The organism is Streptomyces sp. CB09001 (genome assembly GCF_003369795.1).
GTDB lineage: Bacteria > Actinomycetota > Actinomycetes > Streptomycetales > Streptomycetaceae > Streptomyces.
The window spans coordinates 5,381,271-5,395,742 of record NZ_CP026730.1 but is presented as its reverse complement, the minus strand read 5'-3'; the positions used below and the strand labels follow the sequence as shown (position 1 = coordinate 5,395,742).

Annotated in this window: 14 protein-coding genes; 3 read left to right on the top strand and 11 right to left on the bottom strand. The window is 71.3% G+C overall.

Going from position 1 to position 14,472, the window contains the following annotated elements:
• Window positions 1-94 precede the first annotated feature (94 nt).
• The 7 genes from C4J65_RS25285 to C4J65_RS25255 form a co-directional block, all read right to left on the bottom strand.
• The gene (locus C4J65_RS25285; protein ID WP_115744447.1) at window positions 95-553 is read right to left on the bottom strand and encodes a hypothetical protein; all 459 of its coding nucleotides are present in this window, start codon (window positions 551-553) and stop codon (window positions 95-97) included.
• 121 nt (window positions 554-674) lie between these two features.
• The gene (locus C4J65_RS25280) at window positions 675-2,102 is read right to left on the bottom strand and encodes an FAD-dependent oxidoreductase (protein ID WP_115744446.1); all 1,428 of its coding nucleotides are present in this window, start codon (window positions 2,100-2,102) and stop codon (window positions 675-677) included.
• A gap of 34 nt (window positions 2,103-2,136) precedes the next feature.
• Window positions 2,137-2,937: an ABC transporter permease gene (locus C4J65_RS25275; protein WP_115744445.1), complete on the bottom strand. Its 801-nt coding sequence runs from the start codon at window positions 2,935-2,937 to the stop codon at window positions 2,137-2,139.
• Complete coding sequence (locus C4J65_RS25270) at window positions 2,938-3,867, bottom strand: ABC transporter permease (RefSeq protein WP_115744444.1); 930 nt, start codon at window positions 3,865-3,867, stop codon at window positions 2,938-2,940. It abuts the gene before it with no gap.
• Complete coding sequence (locus C4J65_RS25265) at window positions 3,867-5,042, bottom strand: ABC transporter ATP-binding protein (protein WP_115746620.1); 1,176 nt, start codon at window positions 5,040-5,042, stop codon at window positions 3,867-3,869. Before C4J65_RS25265 ends, C4J65_RS25270 begins: the two co-directional genes overlap by 1 nt.
• A 5-nt stretch (window positions 5,043-5,047) precedes the next feature.
• Window positions 5,048-6,295: a spermidine/putrescine ABC transporter substrate-binding protein gene (locus C4J65_RS25260; RefSeq protein ID WP_115744443.1), complete on the bottom strand. Its 1,248-nt coding sequence runs from the start codon at window positions 6,293-6,295 to the stop codon at window positions 5,048-5,050.
• Between the two features lie 64 nt (window positions 6,296-6,359).
• Window positions 6,360-7,898, bottom strand: coding sequence for a gamma-aminobutyraldehyde dehydrogenase (locus tag C4J65_RS25255; protein ID WP_115744442.1), 1,539 nt, complete (start codon window positions 7,896-7,898; stop codon window positions 6,360-6,362).
• Between the two features lie 203 nt (window positions 7,899-8,101).
• Here C4J65_RS25255 and C4J65_RS25250 point away from each other — a divergent pair, with 203 nt between their 5' ends.
• Entirely contained in the window at window positions 8,102-8,749 is a 648-nt protein-coding gene (locus tag C4J65_RS25250) for an NADAR family protein (RefSeq protein WP_240330502.1), read from the top strand.
• A 36-nt stretch (window positions 8,750-8,785) separates the two neighbouring features.
• On the opposite strand, the gene C4J65_RS25245 is transcribed toward C4J65_RS25250, so the two are convergent.
• Together C4J65_RS25245 and C4J65_RS25240 are read right to left on the bottom strand one after the other, a co-directional pair.
• Complete coding sequence (locus tag C4J65_RS25245) at window positions 8,786-9,235, bottom strand: DUF4190 domain-containing protein (RefSeq protein WP_115744440.1); 450 nt, start codon at window positions 9,233-9,235, stop codon at window positions 8,786-8,788.
• A 58-nt stretch (window positions 9,236-9,293) separates the two neighbouring features.
• On the bottom strand, window positions 9,294-9,959 hold the full coding sequence (locus tag C4J65_RS25240; protein WP_115746619.1) for a DUF4190 domain-containing protein: 666 nt from the start codon (window positions 9,957-9,959) through the stop codon (window positions 9,294-9,296).
• 56 nt (window positions 9,960-10,015) lie between these two features.
• Here C4J65_RS25240 and C4J65_RS25235 point away from each other — a divergent pair, with 56 nt between their 5' ends.
• Both C4J65_RS25235 and C4J65_RS25230 read left to right on the top strand, forming a co-directional pair.
• Window positions 10,016-11,179, top strand: coding sequence for an adenosine deaminase (locus tag C4J65_RS25235; RefSeq protein WP_115744439.1), 1,164 nt, complete (start codon window positions 10,016-10,018; stop codon window positions 11,177-11,179).
• Window positions 11,180-11,209: 30 nt separating this feature from the next.
• Window positions 11,210-11,947: a glycerophosphodiester phosphodiesterase gene (locus tag C4J65_RS25230; RefSeq protein ID WP_115744438.1), complete on the top strand. Its 738-nt coding sequence runs from the start codon at window positions 11,210-11,212 to the stop codon at window positions 11,945-11,947.
• A 12-nt stretch (window positions 11,948-11,959) separates the two neighbouring features.
• Here the strand turns inward: C4J65_RS25230 and C4J65_RS25225 are convergent, their stop codons facing one another.
• Both C4J65_RS25225 and C4J65_RS25220 read right to left on the bottom strand, forming a co-directional pair.
• Window positions 11,960-12,499 carry an HXXEE domain-containing protein gene (locus C4J65_RS25225; protein WP_115744437.1) on the bottom strand — a complete coding sequence of 180 codons (540 nt, stop codon included), beginning with the start codon at window positions 12,497-12,499 and terminating at the stop codon, window positions 11,960-11,962.
• 440 nt (window positions 12,500-12,939) lie between these two features.
• Window positions 12,940-14,379, bottom strand: coding sequence for a gamma-aminobutyraldehyde dehydrogenase (locus C4J65_RS25220; protein ID WP_115744436.1), 1,440 nt, complete (start codon window positions 14,377-14,379; stop codon window positions 12,940-12,942).
• Between the last annotated feature and the right edge of the window lie 93 nt (window positions 14,380-14,472).

Here is a 14,472-nt window from a genome sequence, read left to right as displayed (position 1 = left end):
GCGCCCAATTTGGTCCAGACCAATTCCGTTGTCAACCCCTTGCGCACCTCACCTGTACTTCACCTGTCGCTACCCCTCTGTCCTGCACCTGTCGCTACCCCTCGTTGTCCGCCACCGCGAGAGCCGCCGCCGCCTCGTGCATCGCCAGCTCCAGGAGCGAGGGGTCGGTGAGGGTGCCGGTCCCGTCGGGCGGGATCAGCCAGCGGGTGCCGCCGGACGACAGCCCGCCGGGGTGCGGCACCACGATCCAGGTGCCGAGCCCGGCGGTCCGGATGCCGGTGCCCAGCCAGCGGGCCGCCGTGCCGGGCGGCACGAAGAAGCCCGTGCGCGCGTCGCCGAAGTCGGCGAGCACCGGTCCTGGCTGGTCCAGGACGCGGGAGAGCACGTCCAGGGTCGGATAGCCGAGCCTGCTCGGCAGGATGAGCACGTCCCAGGCCTTGCCGGCGGGCAGCAGCGCGACGCCCGAGGGGTCGCGCTCCCAGTCCCGGCGGCAGGACCCGGGATCCGGTGCGACGGATGCCAGCCATGCGACCGCCGTCTTCGCACCAGGCATGTGAAACCTCCCTTTCACTCGTCGACGCGGGATGCGTCACGAGGGAGAGGGAGGTCTCCCGGCCGCATTACGCGGGTTGCGGTACCTCGTTGGGGTGAACCGGGTCACATGGCGGCGGTCGCTAACTGTCGAAACCCAGCCCGAGCCTGTCCATCGTCCGCAGCCACAGGTTGCGCCGGCCGCCGTGCGCGTCCGCGCGGGCCAGCGACCACTTGGTGAGCGCGATGCCGGTCCAGGCGAACGGCTCGGGCGGGAAGGGCAGCGGCTTCGTGCGCACCATCTCCAGTTCCGTGCGCTCGGTGCGCTCCCCCGACAGCAGATCGAGCATCACCTCGGCGCCGAACCGGGTCGCGCCCACACCGAGGCCGGTGTACCCGGCCGCGTACGCCACCCTGCCCCGGTGCGCGGTGCCGAAGAACGCCGAGAAGCGCGAGCAGGTGTCGATGGCGCCGCCCCAGGCGTGCGTGAAGCGGACGCCCTCCAGCTGCGGGAAGCAGGTGAAGAAGTGCCCGGCGAGCCTGGCGTAGGTCTCGGGGCGGTGGTCGTACTCGGCGCGGACCCGGCCGCCGTAGGGGTAGACGGCGTCGTAGCCGCCCCACAGGATCCGGTTGTCGCGGGAGAGGCGGAAGTAGTGGAACTGGTTGGCGCTGTCCCCGAGCCCTTGCCGGTTCTTCCAGCCGACGGAGGCGAGCTGCCCGTCGCTGAGCGGCTCGGTCATCAGGGCGTAGTCGTAGACGGGGACGGTGTACGAGCGCACCCGCCGGACCAGGTTCGGGAAGACGTTGGTGCCGAGCGCGACCGTGCGGGCGCGGACCCCGCCGTACGGGGTGCGTACGGCCATGCCGGCGCCGTACGGCTTGAGGGTGAGCGCCGGGGTGTGCTCGTGGACGCGCACCCCGAGGGCGAGGCAGGCCCGCTTGAGGCCCCAGGCCAGCTTGGCGGGGTTGACCATCGCGACGCCCCGCCGGTCCCACAGGCCGGCCCGGAAGGTGGGTGAGTCGACCTGCTCCCGTACGGCCTCGGCGTCCAGGTACTCCACGCCCTCGGCCAGGCCCTTGGCACGGATCTCCGCATACCACTCCTCCAGCTCCCGGGCCTGGTAGGGCTCGGTGGCGACGTCGATCTCGCCGGTGCGCTCGAAGTCGCAGTCGAGGCCGTGGCGGGCGACCGCCGCCTCGATCGCGTCGAGGTTGCGGGCGCCCAGCTCCTCCAGCCGGTGGATGTCGTCCGGCCAGCGGGTGAGGCCGTTGGACAGCCCGTGAGTGAGGGAGGCCGCGCAGAAGCCTCCGTTGCGGCCGGAGGCGGCCCAGCCCACCTCGCGGCCCTCGATCAGCACCACGTCCCGCTCCGGGTCGCGCTCCTTGGCGGTCAGCGCGGTCCACAGCCCGCTGTAGCCGCCGCCCACGACCAGCAGGTCGCAGGTCTCGGTGCCGGTGAGGGCGGCCTCGGGGCGGGGACGGCCGGGGTCGTCCAGCCAGTACGGGACCGGCTGGGCGTCGGAAAGGGATGTCGTCCATTCGTTGCTGCGGCTCATGGCGCCAGGGGCCATGATTTCAACTCCCTACGGGTCAAACCGATGTGCTTCATGCCTTGCGGCGATTTCGGCGGTTACCGACGATCATGGAGAACAGAACGAACAGTACGGCGACGACGAACATGGCCGTACCGACGACATTGATCTGAACGGGCGTTCCGCGCTGGGCCGATCCCCACACGAACATGGGAAAGGTGACGGTCGAACCCGCGTTGAAATTGGTGATGATGAAATCGTCGAAGGACAGCGCGAAGGCGAGCAGCGCGCCGGCCGCGATGCCGGGGGCGGCGATCGGCAGGGTGACCCGGACGAAGGTCTGGAAGGGACCGGCGTACAGGTCCTGCGCCGCCTGCTCCAGGCGCGGGTCCATCGACATCACGCGCGCCTTGACGGCCGTCACGACGAAGCTGAGGCAGAACATGATGTGGGCGATCAGGATCGTCCAGAAGCCCAGCTGAGCCCCCATGTTGAGGAAGAGGGTGAGCAGCGAGGCGGCCATCACGACCTCGGGCATCGCCATCGGCAGGAAGATCAGCGAGTTGATCGCGCCCCGCACGCGGAAGCGGTAGCGGACCAGCGCGAAGGCGATCGCGGTGCCGAGCGCGGTGGCGCCCAGCGTCGCCCAGAGGGCGATCTGGAGGCTGAGCGAGAGGGAACCGCACAGTCCGGCGACCCCGCACGGATCCTTCCAGGCGTCCGTGGAGAACTGCTGCCACTCGTAATTGAAGCGTCCGTTCGGCTTGTTGAACGAGAACACCGTGACGACGACATTGGGCAGCAGCAGATACGCGAGCGTCAGCAGTCCGGCGATCACGACCATATGGCGCTTGAACCAGTTGGCGAAGGCCATCTAAACCAGATCCTCCGTCCCCGACCTGCGGATGTAGAAGGTGACCATGGCGAGAATCGCGGCCATGAGGATGAAGGAGAGCGCTGCCGCCGTCGGATAGTCCAGCACCCTGAGGAACTGCGACTGGATGACGTTGCCGATCATTCCGGTGTCGGCCGAGCCCAGCAGGGAGGCGTTGACGTAGTCGCCGGTGGCCGGGATGAAGGTCAGCAGCGTGCCGGAGACGACGCCCGGCATCGACAGCGGGAAGGTGACCTTGCGGAAGACGGTGGACGGCTTGGCGTACAGGTCGCCCGCCGCCTCGTGCAGCCGACCGTCGATGCGCTCCAGGGAGGTGTAGAGCGGCAGGATCATGAAGGGCAGGAAGTTGTACGTCAGACCGCAGACCACCGCGAGCGGAGTCGCCAGCACCCGGTCGCCGGCGGTCCAGCCGAGCCAGCTGGTCACATCCAGGACGTGCAGCGTGTTCAGGGCGCCGACCACCGGCCCGCCGTCCGCGAGGATCGTCTTCCAGGCCAGGGTGCGGATCAGGAAGCTGGTGAAGAACGGCGCGATCACCAGGATCATGATCAGGTTCCGCCAGCGGCCCGCGCGGAAGGCGATGAGGTACGCGAGCGGGTAGCCGAGCAGCAGGCACAGCACCGTCGCGGAGGCGGCGTAGGCGACCGAGCGCAGGAACTGCGGCCAGTACTCGGTCAGCGCGTCCCAGTAGGTGGCGAAGTGCCAGGTGACCTTGTAGCCCTCCTCCAGCGACCCCGTCTGCACGGAGGTGGAGGCCTGGTAGATCATCGGCGCCGCGAAGAAGACGACCAGCCAGAGGATGCCGGGCAGCAGCAGCCAGTACGGCGTCCAGCGGCCTCGTTTGCGCGGGGCCTTCTTCTCGGGCGCGGCCGGGGAGAGCGGCGGTGGCGCCTCGGTGAGGGTGGACATCAGGCGGCCTCGCCCTCGGCGACGCCCGCGTCGATGGCCTGGGCCGCGTCGAGCCCGAAGGTGTGCGCCGGGTTCCAGTGCAGGACGACCTCGGCGCCGGGCGTGAGGCGGGGGTCGCGGTCGATGTTCTGGGCGTAGACCTCGAACTCGGGGCAGGCGGCGCAGTCCACGACGTACTGGGTGGAGACGCCGATGAAACTGGTGCTGCCGATCCTGCCGGTGACGCGGTTGCGGCCCTCGGGTATGGAGCCCGCGTCGTCCGCGTGGGTGAGGCTGATCTTCTCGGGGCGGACCCCGACCAGGACCTTGCCGCCCGCCTTCGCCGGGGCGGAACACCGGGCGCCCGGCAGGACGAGCTTGTCACCGGCCGCCTTCACGACGACGTCGTCGCCGCTGCGGCTGTCGACCTCGGCCTCGATGAGGTTGGAGGTGCCCAGGAAGTTGGCGACGAAGGTGGTGCGCGGGTTCTCGTACAGGTCGGCCGGGGCGCCCAGTTGCTCGACGCGGCCCGCGTTCATCACGGCGACCTGGTCGGCCATCGTCATGGCCTCCTCCTGGTCGTGGGTGACGTGCACGAAGGTGATGCCGACCTCGGTCTGGATGCGCTTGAGCTCCAGCTGCATCTGGCGGCGCAGTTTGAGGTCGAGGGCGCCGAGGGGTTCGTCGAGGAGCAGCACCTTGGGGTGGTTGATCAGGGCGCGGGCGACGGCGACGCGCTGCTGCTGGCCGCCGGAGAGCTGGTGCGGCTTCTTGCGTGCCTGCTCGCCGAGCTGCACCAGGTCGAGCATCTCGCCGACCTGCTTCTTCACGCTCTTGATGCCGCGCCGGCGCAGGCCGAAGGCGACGTTCTCGTAGATGTCGAGGTGCGGGAAGAGGGCGTAGGACTGGAAGACCGTGTTGACCGGCCGTTTGTAGGGCGGCAGGGCGGTCACGTCCTGGTCGCCGAGGTGGACGGTGCCGCCGCTCGGCTCCTCCAGTCCGGCGATCATGCGCAGGGTGGTGGTCTTGCCGCAGCCGGAGGCGCCGAGCAGGGCGAAGAAGGAGCCCTGGGGCACGGTCAGGTCGAGCGGGTGCACGGCGGTGAAGGAGCCGTAGGTCTTGCTGATGCCGGCGAGGCGGACGTCGCCGCCGCCGTCCTGCGCGGCCGTCTGGTTCTTCGTCGTGTTGGTCGTCATCGTCGTCACGCCCCGGTGAGCTTCGCGAACTGCTCTTCGTATGCGGTCTCTTCCTTCGAACTCAGGGAGCGGAAGGAGTGCGACTTGGCCTGCATGGCCTGGTCGGGAATGATCAGCGGGTTGTTCGCCGCGTCCTCGTCGATCTTGGCCAGGTCGTCCTTGACGCCGTCGACGGGGCAGACGAAGTTGATGTAGGCGGCGAGTTCCGCGGCCGGGCCCGGCTCGTAGTAGTAGTCGATGAGCCGTTCGGCGTTGGTCTTGTGCCGTGCCTTGTTGGGGATCAGCATGTTGTCGCTGGAGGTGACGTAGCCGCTGTCCGGGATGACGAAGTCGATGTCGGGGTTGTCGGCCTTGAGCTGGACGACGTCACCGGCCCAGGCCAGACAGGCCGCGAAGTCGCCCTTGCTGAGGTCGGACGTGTAGTCGTTGCCGGTGAAGCGGCGTATCTGACCGCGGTCGACGCCCTTCTGGAGCCGGGCGATCCCCGCGTCGTAGTCGTCGTCGGTGAAGCGGGCCGGGTCCTTGCCCATGTCGAGCAGCGTCATGCCCATGGTGTCGCGCATCTCGGTGAGGAAGCCGACCCGGCCCTTGAGCTTGGGGTTGTCGAGCAGGTCGGAGACCGTCCCGACCTCGATGCCGTCCAGTGCCTTCTTGTTGTAGGCGATGACGGTCGAGATGCCCTGCCAGGGGTAGGAGTAGGCGCGGCCCGGGTCCCAGTCGGGGTTGCGGAACTGGGGCGACAGGTTGGTGAAGGCGTGCGGCAGGTTGGCCGGGTCCAGCTTCTGGACCCAGCCGAGGCGGATCAGGCGGGCGGCCAGCCAGTCGGTGAGGACGATGATGTCGCGGCCGGTCTCCTGACCGGCGGCGAGCTGCGGCTGGATCTTGCCGAAGAACTCGCTGTTGTCGTTGATGTCCTCGGTGTACGTCACCTTGACGCCGGTGCGTTGGGTGAACGCCTCCAGCGTGGGGTGCCGCCTGCCGCTCTCGTCGACGTCCATGTACTCGGTCCAGTTGGAGAAGCGGACCTGCTTCTCCTCCTTGGAGTGGTCCTCGGCGGAGACGCCGCCCTCGGTCTTGCCGGCCGCCGGGATGCCGCAGCCGCTCAGCAGGCCGAGGCCGCCGACGGCGAGCGCGCCGCCCGTGGAGGCGCGCAGCAGCGAACGGCGGGTGAGGGCGGCCCTGCCGCTCCTGAGTGAGCGCCGCACGGCGGCCACTTGGGCCGGGGACAGGCGGTCTGGCTCGTACTGCTCCATGCGCGTGGTTGCCCTTTCGGGTGGGTCGGCCGTGGTCGGCGGCCTGGCGTGATGGCTGTCGGTCCTATCGGTCCCCGAAGACGGTGCGGTGCCAGTCCTTGGCCGCCACCGCGGTGTTGTCGAACATGACGTGCTTGACCTGCGTGTACTCCTCGAAGGAGTAGGCGGACATGTCCTTGCCGAAGCCGGACGCCCGGTAGCCGCCGTGCGGCATCTCGCTGATGATCGGGATGTGGTCGTTGATCCACACGCAGCCCGCCTTGATCTCCCGGGTGGCGCGGTTCGCGCGGTACACGTCCCGGCTCCAGGCGGAGGCCGCGAGCCCGTACGGCGTGTCGTTGGCCAGCCGGATGCCCTCGTCGTCGGTGTCGAAGGGCAGCACGACCAGGACCGGGCCGAAGATCTCGGACTGGACGGCCTCGCTGTCCTGCGCGGCGTCCGCGACGAGGGTGGGCCGGTAGTAGGCGCCGTCCTTGAGGTCGCCCTGCGGTGCCTCGCCGCCGGTCACCACGCGCGCGTAGGAGCGGGCCCGGTCGACGAAGGCGGCGACGCGGTCGCGCTGGACGTGGCTGACCAGCGGGCCGAGGTCGGTGCCCGGGGCGAAGGGGTCGCCGACGCGGACGGTGTCCATGAGGGCGGCGGTCTGCTCGACGAAGGCGTCGTAGAGGGGGCGCTGCACGTACGCGCGCGTGGCGGCCGTGCAGTCCTGGCCGGTGTTGATGAGCGCGCCCGCGACCGCGCCGTGGACGGCGGCGTCGAGGTCGGCGTCGTCGAAGACGAGGAAGGGGGCCTTGCCGCCGAGTTCCAGGTGGAGGCGCTTGACGGTGGCGGTGGCGACCTCGGCGACGCGCTTGCCGACGGCGGTGGAGCCGGTGAAGGAGGTCATGGCGACGTCGGGGTGGGCGACGAGGTGCTCGCCGGCCTCCCGTCCGGTACCGCTGACGATGTTGATCACGCCGTCGGGGATACCGGCCTCGGTGGCGGCCTGGGCGAACATCAGGGAGGTCAGCGGGGTGATCTCGGCGGGCTTCAGCACGATGGTGTTGCCCGCGGCGATCGCCGGGAGGACCTTCCAGGCGGCCATCTGGAGCGGGTAGTTCCACGGCGCGATCGACCCGACCACGCCGATCGGCTCGCGGCGCACGTACGAGGTGTGGTCGCCGGAGTACTCCCCCGCCGACTGCCCCTGGAGCTGCCGGGCGGCTCCGGCGAAGAAGGCCGCGTTGTCGACCGTGCCCGGCACGTCGAACTCACGGGTCAGCTTCAGCGGCTTGCCGCACTGCAGGGACTCCGCGCGGGCGAAGTCCTCGGCGCGCTCGGCCAGGACGGCGGCGAACCGGTGCAGGGCGTCGGAGCGCTCGCCGGGGGTGGCACCGGACCAGCGGGGGAACGCGGCCCGTGCGGCGGCGACGGCCGCGTCGACGTCGTCGGGCCCGGCGAGCTCGTAGGTCAGGACGTCCTCGCCGGTGGCCGGGTCGACGACGGTGTGCGTCCGTCCGGAGGTGCCCTTCGTGAGACGGCCCGCGATGTACTGGGCCCCGTCCGCGAAGCGGTCCTGGGCCGGGAATCGGTCCGGGGTGGTGGCGTTGCCCGGGTTGTGCATGTCGGCTCTCCTCGGTCTCCCCGTGGCGGGGGGCCGGCGTGGCTCAGGCTCGATGTGAGTGCCGATCCTGACAGAGCACTAGGCCTCCAACAAGTGATTCCGTTGTTGCCATTTGGTTACGCGACGGAATCTGTCGACCAGGTGTCGAGTCGCCACGGAAAAGGCCGGACGGAGTGTCAGTGGCGCGTGCCACACTCGCGTGCATGGAGAAGATCACGGGGGCGGAGCAGATCACGGGGGCGGAGCAGATCCCGGAGGCGCGGACGAGCGCGGGGGCAGTGGGGGGCGTGGACGACCGGGAGGCGCTGGTCGGAAGGGTCCGGGCGGGCGCGCGGATCAAGTACCTGTGCTTCTGGGGGCACCGGCCGCTCCCGGACGGCGGGCTCGGGCCGGGCTGTCTGAGCCAGTGGTGGCCGTCGCCGTTCACGGTGGCCGGGGTGGAGTACGCGACGGCCGAGCACTGGATGATGGCGGGCAAGGCCCGGCTCTTCGAGGACGCGGAGGCCGAGCGGCGGGTGCTGGCGGCCGCTCATCCCGCCGGGGCGAAGAAGGCGGGCCGGCTCGTGCGCGGTTTCGACGAGGCGGTGTGGGAGCGGGAGCGCTTCGGGATCGTGGTGGAGGGCAGCGTCCACAAGTTCGCCTCGGACCCGGCGCTGCGGGCGTTCCTGCTGAACACGGGCGAGAGAGTGCTCGTGGAGGCGAGCCCCGTGGACCGGGTGTGGGGCATCGGCCTGGCCGCGGACGACGAGGCCGCGGTGGACCCGGAGCGCTGGCGGGGGCCCAATCTGCTGGGCTTCGCGCTGATGGCGGCCAGGGAGCGGCTGCGCGCGGGCGGCGGCCGAAAAGCCTGAGGGGGCGGCTCCGGGCCGCCCCCACCGGCGCCTGGCTCAGGCGACGCTCATCAGGCTCGCGAAGGCAAGGAAGCCGAGCAGCGGCAGGATCACCGTGGCCGTGATGCCGAGCACGAGACCGGCGGTCGCGGAGCCCTTGTTGGTGGCCTCACCCCGGGTGGCCTTGCCCCGGCCGATCGCGCCGAAGATGATGCCGAGGATGCCCAGGATCACGCCGAAGAACCAGAGGAAGAAGGTCAGGCTGCACACCACGCCGATGATGCCAAGCACCAGTCCCGTGGTCCCCATGCCGTTGCTCGGCTGCATCGGCATTCCGTAGCCGGGCCCCTGCGGGTAGCCCACCGGCGGGGCGGCCGGGTACCCGGCGGCCTGGTTCGGATAGCCGTACCCGGGCGCGGACTGCGGGTACGCGTAGCCCCCCGCGGGCGGCTGCCCCGGCTGCGGCGGCGGCCCGTAGTCCCCGGGTCCGGGATTGGAGTACGACATGAACTGCTCTCCCCTCGTTGGAGCTTGACATCGTAGAGGCAACCCTGCGGGGAGGAGTTCAGCTTTCCGCCGTCACGGAGACGGGCACGGGGCGCGAGGCTCCGTAGTAGGGGTCGTCGTAGTCCGAGTCCTCGTTGATCGCGGCGGTGATCCCGACGGCGATCAGGACGATCACGGCGACACCGAGCACGATGCCGACGATGCCCATGACGAACCCGGCCTGCGCCTGACCGTGGTTGTTGGCCAGGCCGCTCTCCGCCTTCCGGCGGCCCTTGATGCCGAAGACCACGGCGAGGATGCCCAGCACCACCGAGACCACGCCGTACAGGCAGAACAGCGCGCAGGCGAGGATGCCCAGCACCATCGACGCGGTGCCGAGCCCGTTCTGCGGGGGCAGCTGCATGCCGGGCCAGCCGTAGCCCTGGCCGTATCCGGGGTAGCCGTACCCGCCCGGGACACCGGCGCCACCGGGCGCGACGGGCGGCGGCGGCACCGCGGACTCGGGGCCGGTGAACCCTGGGCCGGGCATCGACGTGACCGTCGCCTGGTCGTGCACGCCCGGCGGCGGCTGCCAGGGGGGCGGCGCGTCCGAGGCGGGCGGCGGGGACTGCTGGGGCGGCTGCCCGGCACCGGGGCCCTTGTCCAGGGACGGCCCGCTCTCCGGGGGCGCCCAGGGGTCGTGCCCGCCGGAGGATTCCCCCTCCGGCCGTATCGCGTCCGTCATGTGCTGTCCCCCCGGGTCGTTCGTGCCCGCCATGCTACGGTCCCGGGCCGCCGGGCGTGAGACCGGCCTACGATGATCCCCGAACGACCGATCAGCCGATCACCCGCGCCCCGCCGCCGCCCCGCGCGGCCCGGGGGCGCCGCCTTGGGGAGGAACCCTTGACCGAGCACCTCGTCGACGCCGACGTCCCGCGCGACCTGCACGCCTTCATCGCCGGACTGCCGAAGGCCGAACTGCACGTCCACCACGTCGGCTCCGCCTCCCCGCGCATCGTCTCCGAACTGGCCGCGCGCCACGCCGACTCCAAGGTCCCCACCGACCCGGAGGCCCTGGTCGACTACTTCACGTTCACGGACTTCGCGCACTTCATCGACGTGTACCTGTCCGTGGTCGACCTGATCCGCACCCCGGAGGACGTCCGGCTGCTGACCTACGAGGTGGCCCGGGACATGGCCCGCCAGCAGGTGCGGTACGCCGAGCTGACCATCACACCGTTCTCCTCCACCCGGCGCGGCATCGACGAGGGCGCCTTCATGGACGCCATCGAGGACGCCCGCAAGGCGGCCGAGGCCGAGTTCGGGACCGTGCTGCGCTGGTGCTTCGACATCCCGGGGGAGGCCGGTCTGGAGTCCGCCGAGGAGACGGCGCGGCTCGCGACCGACGACCGGCTGCGCCCGGAGGGCCTGGTCTCCTTCGGGCTCGGCGGACCCGAGATCGGGGTGGCCCGCCCGCAGTTCAAGCCGTACTTCGACCGCGCGATCGCCGCGGGCCTGCACTCGGTGCCGCACGCCGGCGAGACGACCGGCCCGCAGACCGTGTGGGACGCCCTCACCGACCTGCGCGCCGAACGCATCGGGCACGGCACCAGCTCCGCCCAGGACCCGAAGCTCCTTGCCCACCTCGCCGAGCGGCGCATCCCGCTGGAGGTGTGCCCGACCTCCAACATCGCCACCCGCGCGGTGCGCACCCTGGACGAGCACCCGATCAAGGAGTTCACCCGCGCCGGCGTCCTGGTGACGATCAACTCCGACGACCCGCCGATGTTCGGCACCGACCTCAACAACGAGTACGCCGTCGCCGCCCGGCTCCTCGGCCTCGACGAGCGCGGCCTCGCCGACCTCGCGAAGAACGGGGTCGAGGCCTCCTTCCTCGACGCGCCGGGCAAGGCCCGGATCGCCGACGAGATCGACACGTACACCGCCGCCTGGCTCGCCTCCTGAGAACCACGCCCACCGAGAGTTGCCCCCACCATGGACACCCCGCGCGCCCTGACCGCCGTCGCCCACCGCGGCGACCCCTACCGGCTCCGCGAGAACACGCTCGGCTCGCTGCGCTCCGCCCTGGACCGCGGCGCGGACGCGGTCGAGACCGACGTACGCCTCACCCGGGACGGGGTGCCGGTGCTGCTGCACGACGAGACGCTGAAGCGCCTGTGGCAGCTGGACCGGCCGCTGCGCTCCCTGTCGGCCGAGGAGGTGCGCGGGCTGACGGCGGGCGGCGTGCCGACGCTCGCCGAGGCGCTGGCCGCGACCGACGGCAGCCGGCTGATGCTGGACCTGCCGGGCGGTCCGGGCGAGCGGGCCGTGCGGCGCATCGTGGACGTGGTCCGTGAGTACGGCGCACGGGACCGGGTGTACTACACCGCGGGCGCCGCCGCCATGCTCGCCGTGCGGGCCGCCGACCCCGCCGCCGAGATCGCCATGACCTGGACCACGGCGGCCCCGCCCCGGCCCGCGCTGCTGGCGGCGGTCCGGCCCCGGTGGCTCAACTACCGCTTCGGACTGGTGGACCGGGCCCTGGCCGAGCGCGTCCACCGGGACGGCTTCCTGCTCTCCGTCTGGACCCCCGACACCCGGCGCACCATGCGCCGGCTGCGTGCCGTGGGCGTCGACTCGATCACCACCAACCGCATCGACGTGCTGTGCGCGCTGCGCGACCGGGGCACGGCCGCGGCGAGATCCCCCCTCACCGCGCCCGCGCCGAAGTAGCCGGGCGACCCGTCAGCCCCTCGTCAGCCGTCGCGCCACCGCGTGCGACGCGACGGTCGCCGCCGCCGCGAAGCCCAGCCCCACGGCGAGGTCGCGCGGGCGGGTGGCACGCAGGACACCGGCGCGGCGCAGGCGACGGCGGGCCCAGAGGGTGAACGGGACGACGATCAGCGGCGAGGTCGCCGACCCGGGCGTGTAGCCGCGTACCAGCCCCGACTGCGCGAGGTGGACCAGGCCGTGCAGGCCGAAGGCGTTGAGCGCGGCCTGGTACGTGGCCGAGCGGCCGCCGGTCAGCCGTCCGGCGACGGACGCGGAGGCCACGACCGCGGCCATCGCGCCCACCGCCACCGCGAACTCCCGCCCGTCGACCGACCCGGCCCGCCGCCACACGGCCTCCGGCACGGTCGGGTACCGCTCGCGCAGGGCGGGGAGGTTGCGCCGCCACCAGCCCGGCACGGTCGCCAGCTCTTCGAGGTCGTGCAGGACCCAGGCGGCCAGCAGTCCCAGCGTGACCGCGCCCTCGACCCCTTCATCAACCGATGAATTCATCACATGATCAGTCTGCTACACCCCGACCGTCCCGTTCCACCGCTTCGCGGACTCCGTCCGCTCTCCCGCCGCGACGTCCCGTGCGATCGCAGCCGTTCGCGCATCGCCTCGTCCGGGAGGATCAGCGGTCCCCGGCCGGGGCGCCGAGCGCACCCGGCGCGGCGGAGCCGCCCGGGCCGCGCGGCCGGGTACGACGGGAGAGCGAGGGCGTCTTCGGGAGCAGGGGCGCGGCACGAGGATCCGGCCCCGCGCCCACCGGGACGCTCGACGCTGCGTCGAGCGGGCCCGGCCAGGCCCGGCACGCCGTCGAGCGCGGGGAGTTCACCCCCCGGCACACACGCGGCGCGGCCCCGGACGGAGACTCGGGGAGGTCCGTCCGGGGCCGCGCACACGGCGTGGGGTCACATGTGTCGGGTCACATGTGTGGGGTCACATGTGTGGGGTCACATGTCCAGCGACGTCATCACGTGCTTGATCCGCGTGTAGTCGTCGAAGCCGTAGCCCGACAGGTCCTTGCCGTAACCGGACTTCTTGAAGCCGCCGTGCGGCATCTCGGCGACCAGCGGGATGTGGGTGTTGATCCACACGCAGCCGAAGTCCAGCTTCTTGGACATCCGCATCGCGCGGCCGTGGTCCTTGGTCCACACCGAGGAGGCGAGCGCGTACTCCACGCCGTTGGCCCACTCGACGGCCTGGTCCTCGTCGCGGAAGGACTGGACGGTGATGACCGGGCCGAAGACCTCCTGCTGGATGATCTCGTCGTCCTGCTTGAGGCCGGAGACGACCGTCGGGGCGTAGAAGTAGCCCTTGTCGCCGACCCGGTGACCGCCCGCCTCGACCTTGGCGTGGGCGGGCAGGCGCTCGATGAACCCGGAGACCTGCTTGAGCTGGTTGGGGTTGTTGAGCGGGCCGTAGAGCACGTCCTCGTCGTCCGGCTGTCCGGTCTTGATCTCGGACGCGGCCTTGGCGAGCGCGCTGACGAACTCGTCGTGGATCGACTCGTGGACCAGCACACGGGTGGCCGCCGTGCAGTCCTGCCCGGCGTTGAAGTAGCCCGCCTCCGAGATGCCCCCGACGGCCTTGGGGATGTCGGTGTCCTCGAAGACCACGACAGGGGCCTTGCCGCCCAGCTCCAGGTGGACCCGCTTGAGGTCCTTCGACGCCGACTCGGCGACCGACATGCCGGCCCGCACCGAGCCGGTGATCGAGGCCATCGCCGGGGTCTCGTGCTCGACCATCAGGCGGCCGGTGTCGCGGTCGCCGCAGACGACGTTGAAGACGCCCTTGGGCACGATCGAGCCGATGATGTCGGCCATCAGGGCCGTGGAGGCGGGGGTGGTGTCCGAGGGCTTGAGGACGACCGTGTTGCCCGCGGCGAGGGCCGGGGCGAACTTCCACACGGCCATCATCATCGGGTAGTTCCACGGCGCGACCTGCGCGCAGACGCCGATGGGCTCGCGGCGCACGAAGGAGGTCAGCCCCTCCATGTACTCGCCGGCGCCGCGGCCCTCCAGCATCCGCGCCGCGCCCGCGAAGAAGCGGATCTGGTCCACCATCGGCGGGATCTCCTCGGAGCGGGTCAGCCCGATCGGCTTGCCGGTGTTCTCCACCTCGGCCGCGATCAGCTCCTCGGCCCGCTCCTCGAACGCGTCCGCGATCTTCAGCAGGGCCTTCTGCCGCTCGGCCGGGACCAGGTCCCGCCAGGCCGGGAAGGCCGCCGCGGCGGCCGTCATGGCGGCGTCCACGTCCGCCTGCCCGGACAGGGGGGCGGTCGCGTACGCCTCGCCCGTGGCGGGGTTGACCACGTCCGTGGTCCGTCCGTCGGCGGCGTCCCGGAACTCACCGTCGATGTAATTGCGCAGACGACGCAGCTCGGTGCTCACTGCCGGCCCTCCAAGTTCGGTGTCCAGTGACTGAGACACCCACCCTAGACGGAGTCCCGACGTTTTCAACACCCCCACCACCCTCAGGGTTGC